Here is a 15988-nt window from a genome sequence, read left to right as displayed (position 1 = left end):
CGCTACAGGTCTGGAGCCGGTGCAGCCTTTTGAAGCGCGGTCTCTGCGATGTTCCCGCCGTAGTCCGCACTCCTGGACAGCGAGTCGACGATGAGCCCCAGATGACGAGCCCGTGTCGGGTCGAGTTCTCGCAACTGATCGTCGATGCCACGAGCTCGATCGTCAATCGCTTCGACTTTGGCTCTGGCCTCGTTTGCGAGTTCGGTTGCCGTGTCAGGGTCGTCTGCGAAGAGCGCTTCGAATGCCGTCACGATAATGTCGGTCGCCGCCTCGCACAATTCACCCAGGGAATCAGTGACCTCGGTCGGGACGCTCTGGTCGAGTTCACGAGTGACCTGGCTGATCTTCGCGGCGTGATCGGCGATCCGTTCGAGTTGCCGGGCACTGGAGTGATAATCGAAACATTTCTCCCGAGAGAGGCCGATCTCCCGGGCCATCTCCGGGGACCGCAGCGTGCTCCGGAAGATCCGGGAGACGACATACCAGAGTCGGTCGACGTCGTCGTCTCTTGAAATGACATCCGCAGCCAGATCCAGATCGTGTTCTTGCAGTGCCGTCACCGCGTCTTCAAGCATCGACCGTGAGATAAGATGCATCCGCCGAACGGCGCTGTGGACGGACAGTTCCGCTGAATCGAGGAGGTCCTGGATTACGACCGTGTCCGCAGTCTCCTCTAAGACCTCGAGACCCACGAGCCGCTGGGTCGCCTCACGGATGATCCGTCGTTGAGCCGGAGAAATCCGGTCCGCAGTCAACTCGATCTCGTCGAAGCCGCTCACGTACATCGTCATCACCCCACGCATCAACGCGTCGCCCTCTCGATCCGAGATGTCCAGAACGCCACGAGTTGGCTCGTCGGAAGAGACAGGCGTGAGCAAGAGTGAGCCGTTATCCTGATGGAAGGCCACCTCCTCGCCGGCCGTGATGTCGTGGTCCCGGGCCCATCCCTTCGGGATCGACACCGTGTACGTGGACCCACCCGTCAACTGCACCTTGCGGCGTTCCATACGAAGCGGTTTCACCCACCGACTATAAGTCGTGTGGTTTCTATATAGATGTAGTCGAGACTGGCGGAAACCCGGAGTAAAACCGCAATGACCACCTACATGGGAAGTGCCAAATATTCGCTCATGTGAATTGGACCAACCAGGTTTTCTGAAACTATATAATTTCGAACGTCCTGCCACTATTCTCGCAAAGTCCCCGGTGACGAGATCACCGATCCCTGTTCAGGAGCAGATTCGGGCCCCGGCAATGATATAGCGGTATGAGGTTTATTTCACGCTTCTCGATCACGCTGGTACCCGAAACCCAGCACCCAATCAGAAAGTAGCCACCGGAGAAGCCCGATTCGAACAGAACCGGCAGAATCGAGTTCAGCCGTTTCCGGCACTAGGTTTTCCAAATGCCCGGTCGGGCGACAGTTCAGCGAGGCAAATCCTACCGGATCGGGCAGGGATTCGAAGAAGTCCGTAACGATTCACAGGGGGACCACACCATACACATCCAACCTTGAAGTCTCAGGCATCAGACCTACCGAGAAACGGTCGAAAAGGAGCCGCATGGACCCCCGTCTACGGGTCATCTTGAACACGCGGATACGATGAGGTGAGAATTCGACCCTGGCCAACAAGCCAGTTCAGCGACGTCTGACCAACTGTGAACTCAGTCTTCAAACCCAGTTTCGTTTGCGGATCCAAATTTACCTGCCGAGGAGCCCGAGTCGGACACAGTAACGAAAGCCCAAATTAGATAGTTTCCTGGACAAGATCAGCTCGACTCCACAGACATGGACCGACAAGAAACGAGATGCAACTCGTTAACAATCTCTTTTGATGCAACCTCGAGTTCGATTCCATCTACATTTATATTTAGAAACTTAGAGTGCAACCGGCAAATAGACTTTAGTAATACAAATATACCATAACAACAGGCCCCATTTCTAATGCCCCCGCTCCAAATAAGATAGTTTATTTCGATTCCTGCAACCTATAAGGGGCAGGGAGGCAAATCCCCGACCATGTCCAATTCCGAGCAAGAGACCGACCGATCAGCCGTCACCACCTACGTTCCGGCCTACCAAAAATCAGCGTGGGCCGACCACGCCGACGAGCTGGGGATGACTCAATCTGAATTCGTCCGAACCATGGTTCAGGCGGGCCGTCGCGGGTTCGGTGATACCGAGCCCGATTCAACCCAATCATCGGACGCTAACCCCAGGGGTAACGTCCGGGAAACGGTGCTCCAGGCCCTCGGTTCGAACGGCCCACTCTCCTGGGAGGAACTTCTCGAAACAGTCACCGACGAATTGGAGTCCCAGCTCGAAACAGCCCTCATCGACCTCCAGGAGAACGGACAAATCGGCCATCGCCCGCGGGACGGGACCTACACGCTTCAGGACGAACCATGAGCACTGTCGAGGATCCAATCGCGTACTTCCTCGAGGATATGGCCTACCACGGCCGCTCACAACGGACACGTGACGCCTATGAGCGGGTGTTACGACGATTCGAGGCCAGTCTCGATGATGACCCCGACCTCGGATCGATCTCCCACAGGGACTGTCTCGCCTGGCTCAGCGAGCTACGAGGGGATGCAGCCGAGAGCACCGTGGCGAGTTACGCCTCGTATCTCCACCGTTTTTATGCCTACATGAACGAGGTCGGGGTCTTCGATGAGAACCCGATGACCCTGGTGATGGAGGAACTCGACGAACAGATCACCACCGACCCGAATCGCCGTGACATTTCTGTCCCAGAAATGAAGGCGTTCGTCAAGTCGGTCGGACATCCACTCGATCGGGCACTCATTGTATTACTCCTCAAATCCGGAATTCGGGCCGGAGAGGCGTGTAACCTCGATCTCAGGGATGTCCATATCCCGGATGCACCAGTACCAGCCGGCCCGATTCGCCCGCAACTATCGGGACGTCCGAATTCGCTTTTCGTCTCGCAGCACCCCCAGCGCGGGGACAAGACGAATGGTGAGCGACGTGTTACATCGAACAAGCGCAAACGAGATACCGTCATCCCCATCGACGCTGAGCTTCGCCAGGTACTGATCGACTGGCTGGCCATCCGTCCAGATCCCCGATCGGCCGCCGAACCCCTCTTCGTGAGCACTGAACGAAATTGGGGCCAGCGGCTCACCGGAAACGACATCCATCACCTCGTTACCAGCCACACCAGGGACCAGGGCTGGTACGAATCGGGCGCAGGCGCCGGGGAGAACGTTACTCCCCACTACTTCAGACACTTCTTCACGACACACCTCCGGGATCGAACTGGCGATCGGGGGATCGTCAAATATCTCCGCGGAGACGTCGCGACGGACGTGATCGACACCTACACACACAACTGGGGCGACCGCGTCCGCGAGGTCTACGAGCGGAATATCTACTCGTTGCTCGACGAATCGTGAACAAATAAACCGTATTTCGCTATATAGAATGGAGGGGGTCCGGTGCGACACTGCCAGTTGCCATGCGGACTCACAACTGCCACCAGACTCCCCGTGCGAACGCAGACAGTCTTGACATCTGAGCAGCGAGAATCAATTGATACAAATAACCACATTCGAAACGAGCGGGTAACATGCCAGCGGGGTTAGGACTGATCGACTGGCTCGGCCTTGTAGTCCCGTTTACCCTGTACTTCATCATGCTGTGGGTGTGGTACGTCTGGGAGGGCAAACGCGAAACGCGATTGCGCAAGGAGTTCGAGGAGGCACAGGATGGCTGATCCAATCGCCACCGGGGTGAGCAACTACGTCCTGACCACCTTCGCCGCGTACCTGCTCGTGCTCGTCGGGATCGGGCTGTTCTCGGCGCGGTTCATGGACACCGTCGGCGATTACGTCATTGGCGGTCGCCGCGTCGGCCCAGTGGTCACCGGATTCTCGGAGCGGGCCTCGGAAATGAGCGGGTGGCTCACGCTGGGAGTCCCGGCAGACGCCTATAGTAGCGGTATCATCGCCTTCCTGAACGGTCTCGGGATGATTCCCAGCGACCTGTTCGCCTGGGCGGGCATCGCGAAGAGACTCCGGAAGTATTCCGAGATCGTCGAGGCAGTGACCCTTCCGACCTTCTTCGCCACGCGACTGGGGGACGACTCGGGCGTGGTCAAGGCCGTCTCGGCGATGGTGCTCATCATCTTCGAAGGTGGCTACGTGGGAGCCCAGATCGTTGCCGCAGGAACGCTGCTACAGGTCTTGACGGGGATGGAGATGTGGCTCGGTGTCGTCATCGGCGGGATCATCGTCGTCGGCTACACCTTCCTCGGTGGGTACTTCGCCGTTGCCTGGTCGGATTACTTCCAGGGCGCGATTATCCTGCTCGCGTTCATCGTGCTCCCCATCCTGGCATTCTCCGCTTACGGCTCGCCGTTTGCAGCGCTGGCAGAACTCGACGGGGGAGCATCGCTGACGAGCATCACCGCCGGAGCAAGCGGCTGGGCCGCTCTCTTCGGGATCGTCTCGTATGCCGCGATCGGTTTAGGCGTTCCGGGAAACCCCCACATTATGGTCCGGTTCATGGGAATCGACCGCATCGAAAACGTCAGGAAAGCCGCCCTGGTCGCCCAGCTGTTCATGTTCGTGGCCTATATCGGGGCGGCCCTGGTCGGGCTCTACGCGCTGGTTCAGATCGGAGCCGGCCTCGGAAACCCCGACAACGCCATGCCGCTTTTGACTCTAGAGCTGCTGCCCGGGGTCCTGGCCGGGATCGTGCTCGCGGCCGCGCTCGCGGCGATGATGTCGAGTGGAGACTCACAGCTCCTGGTCGCCACGAGCGCCGTCGTCGAAGACGTCTACCACGGCTTTATCAATCCGGAGGCGAGCCAGGAAAAGCTGGTCCGATACTCCCGGATCGTGACCCTCGCCATCGGAGCCCTCTCGATCGTGTTCGCGTTCATCGCACGTGACACCCCGATCTACACGCTCGTGTTGGACTACGCCTGGGGCGGCCTGGGCGCGTCGCTCGGCCCGCTTTTGATCGCGACCCTGTGGTGGAAGCGACCGACCAAGTGGGGGGCCGTCGCGAGTATGATTACGGGAACGACGACCATGATCCTATGGACACAGTGGACGACGATCCTCGGTGAAGAGACCATCGCCGGGTTCTCACCCTTCCTGGAGGGGCTGCTCACGGTCTACGGCCTGGCCCCGGCTTTTGTCCTGTCTGCGATCGTGCTGGTGGTCGTCTCGCTCCTGACGACACCGCCCGAGCAGGAGAACGTGAGCCGACACTTCACAGCCATGCGACAACCCCTCGAAGCCTTCGTCAGCGAGAACGCGGACGACAGTGACGGAGCCACGGCTCTCCGACCGGACGGCGGAACCCCTGACCCGAAAGCGATCACCGAAATGGACAACGTGCGCGGGCACGTCGAAGCGAGCGAGTACTGGCCCGACCGATGACTCGGGCTTCCGGGACCGGCGTTCCCGAAGACCCGATCGAGCTCGAAATCGTTGAACCGAGCATCGACCGGGAAGCGGTTCAGTCAGCCGGTCGCGTCGGCGCCGTCGCGTACCCGTACCGATTCTACCACGGAACGGCGACCATTTCCCGACCACTCCTGGATGATCGCACGGAGAAGTACGTTGTCGCAGTCGACCGATCTCGACGGCTAACGCTCCGTGCCGACACCGTCCCTGACGACATCGATCGACGGTTCGAAGACGTACTCGTCTTACCGAGTGAAGTGACTGAGGGCCACTGTCGAAACATGGCCGAGGAGGCCGTCTTCGAGTGGGCGATGCGGTCCTCGATGCTCCACGGCAGCCCGGAAATCAGCCTCGAGGGGGCCCGAGATGTCTACAAACTATTCTGGTTGGCCGAGCGCGAGGACGGAGACGTTATCATCGACAGTGTCGATGGCACAGAGCGCTCGTTCGAGGAGTGAACTACCCCTGCCTCAAGGAGCCGCCGAAGGCGGCGAGTAGGCAGGGGTAGTTCACCGCCTGAAATTAGCTAAAAACCGAAGTGCGGGCCGAAAACCCGCCCCGCAGCGGCTCAAAGGCCCCAAAAAAGCATAATACCAAGCGTGGTGACGACTGCCAGAATCGCCTGCAACGGTGCCCCAACCCGGAAGAAGTCCGAAAACTCGTATCCACCAGGACCGAACACCATGAGATTCGTCTGATAGCCAAGCGGGGTTAGAAACGAAGTACTCGCCGCGAAGGTGACCGCGAGGACGAAGGAGAACGGATTCACCCCAATAGCCAGTGCGACGTCAATCGCGATGGGGATAAGAAGCACGACGGTCGCGTTCGGGAGGATGATGTTCGTGAGCAGTGCCGCCAGCACGTAGAAGAGGAGTAACACGGCGACCGGCGGCATCAGACCAGCCAGTTCCGCGACGAGTTGTGCAATCCAGGTTGCACCCCCCGAGTTTTCCAGCGCCATGCCAAGCGGGATCATCCCCGCGAGCAGGAAGATGACGTTCCAGGAGATTGCCTCGTAGGCTTCATCCGGCTCGAGGACACCGGTAACGATCATCGCCACGACACCCCCAAGGGCAGCGATTGCAATAGAGAGCAATCCGAAAGCAGCGATGAGAACGACGCCAGCGATGATGGCCACGGCAACTGGCGCCCGGTTGGCCCGAACCTTGCCGGTAGCCGTCCCCTCGAATTTTCCCGATCCGGCAACGGCCGTCAGGATCAGATTCGTCGTGTCCCGCAGCACATCCACGTTCCCGCTCGCCGTCCGGAAGACGAGCGTGTCCCCGCGTTCGAGAACCAGATCGTCGAACTGCTCGTGGATGATCTCACCGTTTCGCTGCACTGCAAGGATCGTCGCCTTGTAGCGCTCCCGGGCCCCAAGGGAACCCACTGCCTGGCCCACCAGATCCGACCCGTTTGGCACTTTGACCTCCACGAGCGTGCCGATTCCGGCCGGGACGGTTCGATCACGATCCGCGACTGACATCCAGGGGAGTTGCCACAGATCGAGGGTCGGTGCAGCCGCCCTGAGAGTCTCCTGGTCGGCACGAACAATAATAACGTCCCGAGCTTCCAGGACGAAATCCGGGCCCGGAGCTGCATACCGATCCCCGTCCCGAACCACCTCCAGAATCTGCTGATCGGAGTTGATCGGCAGGGATTCTGTGGCTTTCACGATCGTTTGCCCGACGAGCGGAGACCGCTCGCGAATGTAGAGCCGTGAGACGTAGGTCCGCAAATCGAAGAGCTCGATCAAATCGATCGACGGAGCCACCCGGGATGGGAGGAGTCGCTGGCCAATCGTCGACAGATAGACGATTCCGACACCCAGGCCGAGCAATCCGAGGTGCGTGAACTCGAACATGGAAAACGGATGATCGATGAGGCGTGCGGAGATGGTACTCGCAAGAAGAATCGTCGAAGACCCGATGAGCGTGAGTGTCCCACCGAGCATCGCCGCATAGGAGAGTGGCAGGAGCAATTTCGACGGTGAGATTCGATACGTGTCCGCGAGGTCGGTGACCATCGGAATGAGTACAGCCACTACTGGCGTGTTGTTTACCACCCCGGCCAGTCCACCGGCGAGCACAAGTGTCGTCTGGGTCATCCTGGAGGGGCTATCCTGCGCGATCCTGGTGATGAAAGCTCCAAGCCGACGGACGACCCCTGTCCGGTGGACCCCCTCACTGAGCATGTACATCGCCGCGACCGTCACCGTCGCCGTGTTGGCAAAGCCCATGAAGGCCTGCTCCGCGCCGACCCCGGTCCACGGTTCGAGAACGACCAGTGCGACGATGACCGAGAGGGCAGTTACGTCGGGTCTGACATAATCCGTGACGAAAAACAGTATCGCAACGCCCACGAGACCGAAAACGACGAGTACGTCCGTCGTGAGCGTGGGCAGAGCCATGGGGTGAATTCACAGGGACGGAGGATCACGTTTTCGGCCGTTCGATGGCGGTTGGGTTTATGCCACTGCCCGGCCTACCCGAACGTGGATGCCAGACGCCAACGGGTTGTTCGACCCGGACCGGGTCGCCGTGGTCGGCGCGACCGACCGCGAGGGCTCGATCGGCCGTGCGATCATGGAGAACCTCGAGGAGTTCACGGGAACTGTCGTCCCGGTCAACCCCTCGCGGGAGACCGTTCTCGGGTACCCCGTCGCAAATGAGATCGCCGATATAACGGACCCGATCGATCTCGCAGTAGTCGTCGTCCCGCCCGACATCGCCGTCGAGGCGACACGGGAGCTCGGCGAGCAGGGGGTCAAAAACGTCGTCGTGATCACGGCCGGGTTCGGTGAAGCGGGCAGCGAAGGTGCCACGCGGGAACAGGAACTCAAATCGATCGCGGCGACCTACGATATGAACCTCGTGGGGCCGAACAGCCTCGGGGTGATGAGCACGCCGAGCCGAATGAACGCCACGTTTGGGCCCGCAAACGCCCGCCCAGGGAAACTCTCCTTTATGAGCCAGTCGGGGGCGTTCATCACTGCCGTCGTCGACTGGGCAAACGACCAGGGAATCGGATTCAAGGACGTCGTCTCGCTCGGCAACAAGGCCGTCCTCGACGAATCGGATTTCGTGGACATCTGGGACGACGATCCCAAGACCGAGGTCATCCTCGGCTATCTGGAGGGGATCGGCGACGGCCGGGGATTCATCGACGTGGCCCGCGAGGTGACCAAAGAGACCCCGATCGTGCTGGTGAAGTCCGGGCGTACAGAAGCCGGCGCGCAGGCGGCGTCCTCTCATACGGGGACGATTGCCGGCAGCGAGCGGGCCTACGAGGCAGGGCTCGATCAGGCCGGAGTCCTCCGGGCGGAAAACGTCCAGGAACTCTTCGATTACGCCCAGATCCTCGCCGGCCAACCGGTTCCCGACGGAAACGGTGTGGCCGTGATCTCCAATGCTGGTGGGCCCGGGGTCATGACGACCGACGCCATCGGCGATTCGAACCTCGAAATGGCGAGTTTCGACCAGGAAACCCTCGAAGGGCTTCGCGAGGCCCTCCCGGAGGGTGCGAACATCTACAACCCGGTCGACGTGATCGGCGACGCGGACAACGAACGGTTCGAGGCCGCCATCGACCTGGTGCTCGCCGATTCGAACGTCGATGCGGCGATCGTCGTGGCGACCCCGATCGCGGTACTGGATTACGGAAAACTCGCGACGGATATCGGTACCCTGCAGGAGAAACACGACATTCCGGTCGCGACCGCCCTCATGGGCGGGGAACGGATCGACGCCCCCGCACGAACGCTCCGGGAGTCCGGGATTCCGAACTACTTCGATCCCGCCCGGGCGGTCACCAGCCTCGACGCCTTGCTGACCTATCGTGACATTACCCGGATCGAATACGAACAGCCCCAGACTTTCGACGTGGACCGGGAGCGAGTCCAGGAGATCCTCGAGACCGCCGCCCAGCGCTCGAATCGAATCGGCGTCGAGGCGATGGGGATCCTGGATGCCTACGGGATCCCCACCCCCGAGGGAGCGATCGTCGAGACACCCGAAGCCGCTCAGGAAGCCGCCGAATCGATTTCAGGGGACGTCGTCATGAAGATCGTCAGCCCCGACATTTTGCACAAGTCCGACATCGGGGGTGTAAAAGTCGGCGTCAGCGAGGATGGGGTGCGTGACGCATTCGAGGATCTGATCACACGCGCGAAGAACTACCAGCCAGACGCCCAGATCCTGGGCGTCCAGGTCCAGGAGATGGTCGACCTGGAGACCGGAACCGAGACGATTCTCGGCATGAACCGCGACCCGCAGTTCGGTCCCCTCCTCCTCTTCGGGCTCGGCGGGATCTTCGTCGAGGTGCTGGAGGACACGACCGTGCGGGTCGCCCCCGTCAGCCAACGGGAGGCCACTGAGATGCTCGGCGAGATCGATTCAGCGCCGCTCCTTCGTGGGGCGCGAGGTCGCGAGCCGGTGGACGAGCCCGCACTCATCGAGAGTATCCAGCGACTCTCCCAACTCGTGACTGACTTCCCGGCGATCCTGGAACTGGACATCAACCCGCTCGTCGCCAGTCCCGAGGGCGTACAGGCCGTGGACAGCCGACTCACCGTGGACCCTGACAAACTATGAAAACGCTACTGCTTGCATCGACCGAGGACAGCACCGGAAAAACCGCCGTCGCCCTGGCACTGGGCCAACTGGCACAGGCCGAGGACCGCTCGGTCGGCTACATGAAGCCGAAAGGGACCCGCCTCCAGTCGAACGTCGGGAAGACCCTGGACACGGACCCGATGCTCGCCCGCGAGGTACTCGGGATCGACGCCGAGATGCACGAGATGGAGCCGATCGTCTACTCGACGACGTTCATCGAGGGGGCCATTCGCGGCCAGGAGAACCTGGCGGACCTGCACGAGCGGATCGATTCGGCCTTCGAAACCCTGGCGGCGGAGAAAGATCTCATGGTGATCGAGGGCGCGGACGTGTACACCACCGGCGGCATCGTCGACCTCGCGGACGACGACGTCGCAGCACGGCTCGATGCGGACGTGCTCCTGCTCGAACGCTTCGAATCAGCGGGGGACATCGATCACCTCCTCGCGGCGGCCGACCGGATGGGCGACCGGGTCGCCGGGGTCGTCTTCAACGCCGTGCCGGACTCCATGTACGACCTCGTCGAGTCCGACGTGGTGCCGTTCCTGGAGGGACGGGACATTCCCGTCCTCGGCGTCATCCCCCAGAACCGGGAACTGGCCGGGGTCACACTCACCGACCTCACCGACGAACTCGGCGGTTCGGTGCTGACCGGGGCAGACGAGGACGTGTTCATCGAGCGGGTCCTGGTCGGGGCAATGGGCGGGGAGGCCGCCCTCTCACACTTCCGGCGTACGAAGGACGCGGCGGTCGTTACGGGCGGTGACCGGGCGGACATCCAGCGAGCAGCCCTGGAGGCCCCCGGCGTCAACGCCCTCATTCTCACCGGTGGCTTCGAACCGCCGGGAGCGGTCCTCGGCACCGCGAGCGAGCGCAACGTACCGGTTCTCTCGGTCCAGTCGGACACGCTCGCGACGGTCGAGCGCGCCGAGCGCCTGATCCGTGGCGGCCGAGTCCGAGATGCCCGAACAGTGGAGGCGATGACCCAGTTGCTCCACGACCACGTCGACGTGGCGACGCTGCTCGACTGACATCTGTCGGTCAAACAGTTAAGGGGGTCCGGTTTCTCCGTTGGCACATGGACGCAGAACCGCAGGAAATTACGAACCTCGTCGGCAGAGAGGTATACTCGAAGAACGGCGTGTTCGTGGGCGAAGTAGAGGATCTCAGACTCGATCTGGACGCTGAAGTGGTAAACGGGCTCGCGGTCTCGGCGCTGAACCCGACCTTGTTCGAGAGCGAGGAGACCGGTTCCAAAGGCGTCATCGTTCCCTACCGGTGGGTCCGGTCAGTTGGCGACATCGTGCTGATCAGCGACGTGATCGAACGGCTCAAAAACGACGAGGACGAGGAGAACCTGCTCGCCTGATCAGTTTCCGTTACTGTTGTTCTCCTGTTCGACACCCATCGCGTCGAACAGCGTTCGAGTGACGGCTTCTCCCGTCAGCGAGAGGAGTGTCTCGCGGTTTTGCTCGGTGGTCTCCAGGCCGTTGAAAATGCCCAGGGGCACTTCGGCACTCGCCTGCGTAGAGTGGCCGGCCGCTTCCCCGATGTCTGCAAAGGCGTCCTGGAGGACGGAACCGATGTTGAGGCGGATGTCCTTCGATCGCGCGGAGAGGTAGATCGTGTCGTCGATGATACCGAAGACGGCCGTCGTGGTGACGCCTTCGAGGTTGAGGAGTTGCTGTGCCGCTTGTGCGAGGGCGTCCCGTGAGTTGATGAACCCCGCGTTGGAAACCAGATGGCTCCCCTGAACCTCCCGATTAGCAATCGCTTCGGCGAGAACATCCAGGGTCTCCGGGCTCATGTTCGGCGATTCGACCTGTTCGAGGGTGTCGTGATTGGCGAACGGATAGAGGTAGGCCGCCGCGGTGAGGTCCGCTGGGGTCGTATCGCGACGGAAATCCAACGTTTCGGAACGAATGCCGTAGAGAAGTGCCGTCGCAACCGTCTCGCTGACAGTCATGTCGAACTCCTGGAGGTACTTCGTCAGGATCGTCGAGGTGGCGCTGACGTTCGGGCGGACGTCGGCGAACTCGGCATCGAGTTCACCGGCAGCCTCGTAGTGGTCGATGTAAATGTCGACGGGTTCCTCGATCGAGACCGCCCCGGCTTTGGCCTGGTCGACCATCGCGAAGGTGTCATAATCCTCGATATCGACACTATCGTGATGGGTCAACTCGATGTCGAGCAAGTTGACGAAGGCCCGATTCTCCTGGTGGCCAATGTCACCGAAGTAGAGAATGTCGGCCTCGACCCCCAGATGGGTCGCAATGGATTCAAGTGCCGCCGCGCTGGCGATCGAATCCGGATCGGGGTTGTCGTGAGTCAGAATCGCGACCTTCCGATTGGCGGCGGTCAGTACGTCGGCGAGATTCCGGGCCTTGAACTCGAGTTCGCCGGACTCTAAAGCGCGTAGCGCGGCGTCGGCGATCACTGTCGAGGGGTTGATGACCACGTCCGCCCCCAGTTCCGAGAGTTCGTCGCTGGTGACGGGGTCACTCGCGCGGGCGACGATGAATTGGTCCGCATCGTCCTCGCGGATCAGCGAGACGGCTGACTTGTTCGCCTCGACATCCGAGGCGAGAATCAACACCACGTCGAAGTCGGCGACCTCACGTTTGATCTCCGGGTCGCCGATATCGGCTTGCCGGGCCTGCAGGTCCTGGTCGCGGAGGGCCTCGACCCGGGATTGATCCTTGTCGAGGATCAGGACCTCTTTGCCCCGCTCGACGAGTTCTTCGGCCACGGAGTGTCCGACACTCCCACAGCCCAGGATCGCATACGAAGACATCGAAGAGATCGTTCCACGTGTGCTCATTGCAGCCTAATTCCCGGCCATCGGCCTTAATCCCCACGACCGGTCCATCGCGGTCGCGATCCAGAACGTATTTCAACGGGGCTCTCTCAAAAACAGGTGAGGGCCGGTAGCTCAGTCCGGCAGAGCGTCTGACTCTTAATCAGACGGTCGCGTGTTCAAATCGCGCCCGGCCCGCTCTACCCTTGTATTTTTCCGTGGTTTAGTGACACTTATAGGGCCTATGAGGCCGCTGTCAGCGATTTGAGGTGGTCGGCGTGAGCCGAACCGCTGGCGACACCGTTCTGATATGTCGCTACTGCGGTGAGGAGATCGAGGAGCCCAACCAGCAGTGCCCGGCCCTCGACGACGGGAGGTGTTCGCCGTGAGCCTTCGTCACTCGACCTACAACGGGCACAAGAAGGGGACCGTCCTCGAGGCCTGCCCCGCTTGCGGGTACGAGTTCGACGAGAACGAAGACCGCGATCACCACATCTCGACGCACGTCCCATCGGACTTCGGCCTAACCCCACTCGGAGAGACCGCCGAAGGGCAGCAGCCGCTTTTCGATCCCATCGATGAGATTCCGGAGACGGAGGTGAGCAAGGCGTGAGTACGCCATCGTACTACAACGCCACTCGCCGGCCCCTGGAGACTGTGGAGGTCGGTTTCGACGATGTCGAGATTCACGACCAGTTGGTGGTTGAGTTCACTCAAGCGCGTCGAACGACCCCGAAGACCGCCCTAACCGGGCGTGTCGAAGAGCGCCACTGGGGCCAGGACTACGAGGAGATCGTTCTCGAGGACCAGGCAGGCGAAAGGTACGCCGTCGAAGATCATGGCCTCATCTTTCGCGAGCCCGCCCACGTCTTAGTCGGCGAGTCGGCCACGATCAAGGCTGTTCGCGAGGTGGCGCCGTGATCCGGAAGACCTTCTACTGTCCCGAGTGCGGCGAACGGACCCGGCACGTTCATCTCGGGAAGAACGACGTTCTCGCCGATCGCTACGAGTGCGAGGAGTGCGCAGATCGGCACACTGGCCCCACACTTCTGCGGAGTGACGTCGAGCATGCTGTCGCGACCGACGGAGGTGAGCGGCAGTAATGGAGACAGTGCAGCCAGGTCCCCACGAATTTAGTGCGAACTTCCTTTACAACGAGCATGGTTTGCAGCCGTATTTTGCGGCTGACCATCTCGTTAAGGAAGGCGACGGGAGCCAGGCTGCACAGTTTACCCTAAACGGCGAGCAGTGGGTTGTTAAGCTGTATTACCAAGACTCGGGAATACTGCATCCCGATCGTCGAGCCCAAGCCGAGCCCAAAAACGTCGACTGGCGGATTGATGAGGTTCGGGAGTTTCGTCTTGCCGTTCGTCGACATCCCGACGAGGACGACGTTGGTGAGCAGAAGGCCAACTTTCACCTTGCTCCTCGCTGGCAGAGAATGAAAGCCGAGACCAAATCTGGCGACATCAAGGAGATCTCGGTTCCGCCTCAGTTTGGGATTGGAATTAACGTGGGAGTCAAAGGCTCGAACATCGATTTCCACCGCTACAAGGAGCTTTTACGAGTCGCCGCTGCGTCGGTCGGCTTCAACTCGTCGTATTTCGATGAGCCTCATCCGTATTCAAACACCCAGGACGCGGAGAAGTACCTCAGGGTCGCCGACGATCAGTCCGGCCCCATACACGCCCGTGATGGGCCAATTGCCCGGATGGGCCACCTACTGGAAAACGATCGCTCGGGCTACCGAAAGGTCGTTCAAAACGATCGATCGCAGCAGGGTAACAACGTCCCAGGGTACTATCACACTGTCACCCTCGGCCCCGAGCGCGTTCGCGAAGCGTTTCCTGACCACGAGTTGCCCGTCGAGGTCAAGCATTACTACACAAGAAACCCGGAGAGCTTTTCGGACTCTCACCCACTGAGTAACCCGAAGCTGGGCGCATCGTATCAGGTGAATCGGTGGGATGAAAAGATCGGTGTGACCGACGAGGAACTCACCCAGCTCGAGCGCGAACTCGATCGGATTGTGTTGTCAGTTGCTGCCGATGCCGGGCTCGACATCGCACCCCAAGAAGGAGACGGGCCTTTCGTCGAAGACGCCTACTGGGAGATCGAAACATCCGAGGCCGGTGCCAATCCGATCGATCTCGACCTTACCCGTATTCGCCAGGAAAGCGAGAGCGTCACCGTGCGTCAGCTGGCTGATGGCTTGTCTCCGGTGCAGTGGGAGACTTTAGAGACAGCCGTTTCAGACGGTGGCGTTGTTTCCCCTGCAGACGTCGCCGAGGAACACGATCGGCACATCAACAGTGTCTATCGGGCGCTGGCCGAGATCGACGACCTCCTCGATCGAGCGTACAATCAGATCGCGCTCAAGAACGAGCACGTTGCCGAGCTGGTTCTCGATGCTGTTCAGCGGGCGAAGCAGACGAACGAACGAGCGTTCGACGCAGTTGCATCCGCGAAGGAAGCTGCCGATCGCGGCCTCGAGGCCGGTCAGAGTGCATTCGTTGCCTGGGCGGCGAAACACGGCATCGACGTTCAGAACCGCGACGAAGCCCGACTCGTGTTGCGGATGGAAGGTTTGTCGAATGAGGAGCAGCGTCGGAAGATCCGCCAGGGCTTCGAACTCTGGACTGAGGCGAACAACGACCCCATTGAATACCTGAACGCGAAGATCGACCTCGGTCCGCGAATGGCATCGACGGCTCGCTACTACATTGAAGCCTGATCGCGAGTAGAGGCATCGCCGCCGATCCCGGCCTGTTTTTCAAGCTCACTTGGGCATTTTGGGCAGTTAGTACAACCTGAGTTTAGTTACCAGCTCCTTTTTGGGTAGCTACCAGTTCGAGAGGTTGCTCCAACTGGTTTTGAACCCTCACCCGAGGGGTTAGGTATCCCGTTAGACGTGTGGCTAAGGCCACGGTCTCAAAACACTCCGTACCGCTAGCGCAAAATTTCCACCCGAAACAGATGAAACGGAGGTCTTCATTACGTGCGCCGGCGCCTCGTGCGCGCTGTGTGAGCACCTGCGTGATCGCGCTATCGAACGCGGGGGCTCGTGTGTGCGCCCGTCAGCGCATAATGCTCTGCTGGGCGAGCATACACTCGGGCGTGTGCGCCCGGCCCCGGC

Annotated in this window: 14 protein-coding genes and 1 tRNA gene; 12 read left to right on the top strand and 3 right to left on the bottom strand. The window is 60.7% G+C overall.

Annotation, left to right across the window (positions count from 1 at the left end):
• Nucleotides 1-2 precede the first annotated feature (2 nt).
• Nucleotides 3-1007: a phosphate uptake regulator PhoU gene (locus HSR6_RS04945; protein ID WP_071933006.1), complete on the bottom strand. Its 1005-nt coding sequence runs from the start codon at nucleotides 1005-1007 to the stop codon at nucleotides 3-5.
• Between the two features lie 1013 nt (nucleotides 1008-2020).
• On the opposite strand from HSR6_RS04945, the gene HSR6_RS04940 reads away from it, so the two are divergent.
• The 5 genes from HSR6_RS04940 to HSR6_RS04925 all read left to right on the top strand — a co-directional run bounded on the left by HSR6_RS04940 (nucleotide 2021) and on the right by HSR6_RS04925 (nucleotide 5900).
• Nucleotides 2021-2410 carry a DUF5805 domain-containing protein gene (locus HSR6_RS04940; protein ID WP_071933005.1) on the top strand — a complete coding sequence of 130 codons (390 nt, stop codon included), beginning with the start codon at nucleotides 2021-2023 and terminating at the stop codon, nucleotides 2408-2410.
• Complete coding sequence (locus tag HSR6_RS04935) at nucleotides 2407-3420, top strand: tyrosine-type recombinase/integrase (protein WP_070364861.1); 1014 nt, start codon at nucleotides 2407-2409, stop codon at nucleotides 3418-3420. Before HSR6_RS04940 ends, HSR6_RS04935 begins: the two co-directional genes overlap by 4 nt.
• 173 nt (nucleotides 3421-3593) lie before the next feature.
• Nucleotides 3594-3740 (top strand): hypothetical protein, encoded by a 147-nt coding sequence (locus tag HSR6_RS11125; protein ID WP_198400439.1) that lies wholly within the window; start codon nucleotides 3594-3596, stop codon nucleotides 3738-3740.
• On the top strand, nucleotides 3733-5415 hold the full coding sequence (locus tag HSR6_RS04930) for a sodium/proline symporter (protein WP_071933004.1): 1683 nt from the start codon (nucleotides 3733-3735) through the stop codon (nucleotides 5413-5415). The genes HSR6_RS11125 and HSR6_RS04930 overlap by 8 nt, the downstream gene beginning before the upstream one ends.
• On the top strand, nucleotides 5412-5900 hold the full coding sequence (locus HSR6_RS04925; protein WP_071933003.1) for a hypothetical protein: 489 nt from the start codon (nucleotides 5412-5414) through the stop codon (nucleotides 5898-5900). The genes HSR6_RS04930 and HSR6_RS04925 overlap by 4 nt, the downstream gene beginning before the upstream one ends.
• A 110-nt stretch (nucleotides 5901-6010) precedes the next feature.
• Here the strand turns inward: HSR6_RS04925 and HSR6_RS04920 are convergent, their stop codons facing one another.
• Nucleotides 6011-7852, bottom strand: coding sequence for an SLC13 family permease (locus HSR6_RS04920; protein ID WP_071933002.1), 1842 nt, complete (start codon nucleotides 7850-7852; stop codon nucleotides 6011-6013).
• Between the two features lie 88 nt (nucleotides 7853-7940).
• On the opposite strand from HSR6_RS04920, the gene HSR6_RS04915 reads away from it, so the two are divergent.
• From HSR6_RS04915 to HSR6_RS04905, 3 genes are read left to right on the top strand one after another with little or no spacing between them, the layout of a single operon-like run.
• Entirely contained in the window at nucleotides 7941-10034 is a 2094-nt protein-coding gene (locus HSR6_RS04915; RefSeq protein ID WP_071933001.1) for an acetate--CoA ligase family protein, read from the top strand.
• On the top strand, nucleotides 10031-11086 hold the full coding sequence (locus HSR6_RS04910) for a phosphotransacetylase family protein (protein ID WP_071933000.1): 1056 nt from the start codon (nucleotides 10031-10033) through the stop codon (nucleotides 11084-11086). Before HSR6_RS04915 ends, HSR6_RS04910 begins: the two co-directional genes overlap by 4 nt.
• A gap of 47 nt (nucleotides 11087-11133) precedes the next feature.
• Complete coding sequence (locus HSR6_RS04905; RefSeq protein ID WP_070364855.1) at nucleotides 11134-11424, top strand: PRC-barrel domain-containing protein; 291 nt, start codon at nucleotides 11134-11136, stop codon at nucleotides 11422-11424.
• Here HSR6_RS04905 and HSR6_RS04900 read toward each other — a convergent pair whose 3' ends face one another.
• On the bottom strand, nucleotides 11425-12876 hold the full coding sequence (locus HSR6_RS04900) for a DHH family phosphoesterase (protein WP_070364854.1): 1452 nt from the start codon (nucleotides 12874-12876) through the stop codon (nucleotides 11425-11427).
• A gap of 100 nt (nucleotides 12877-12976) precedes the next feature.
• Here HSR6_RS04900 and HSR6_RS04895 point away from each other — a divergent pair.
• The 4 genes from HSR6_RS04895 (at nucleotide 12977) to HSR6_RS04875 (ending at nucleotide 15586) form a co-directional block, all read left to right on the top strand.
• Nucleotides 12977-13050, top strand: a tRNA-Lys gene (locus tag HSR6_RS04895).
• Between the two features lie 187 nt (nucleotides 13051-13237).
• Nucleotides 13238-13465 carry a hypothetical protein gene (locus tag HSR6_RS04890; protein ID WP_071932999.1) on the top strand — a complete coding sequence of 76 codons (228 nt, stop codon included), beginning with the start codon at nucleotides 13238-13240 and terminating at the stop codon, nucleotides 13463-13465.
• Nucleotides 13462-13773, top strand: coding sequence for a hypothetical protein (locus HSR6_RS04885; protein ID WP_071932998.1), 312 nt, complete (start codon nucleotides 13462-13464; stop codon nucleotides 13771-13773). Before HSR6_RS04890 ends, HSR6_RS04885 begins: the two co-directional genes overlap by 4 nt.
• A 181-nt stretch (nucleotides 13774-13954) precedes the next feature.
• Entirely contained in the window at nucleotides 13955-15586 is a 1632-nt protein-coding gene (locus tag HSR6_RS04875; protein ID WP_071932996.1) for a DUF7845 domain-containing protein, read from the top strand.
• Nucleotides 15587-15988 lie beyond the last annotated feature (402 nt).

Origin of the sequence: Halodesulfurarchaeum formicicum, assembly GCF_001886955.1 — an archaeon.
GTDB classification, from domain to species: domain Archaea; phylum Halobacteriota; class Halobacteria; order Halobacteriales; family Halobacteriaceae; genus Halodesulfurarchaeum; species Halodesulfurarchaeum formicicum.
The sequence above is the reverse complement of the archived record's forward strand: the minus strand, read 5'-3'. Positions and strand labels throughout refer to the sequence as shown.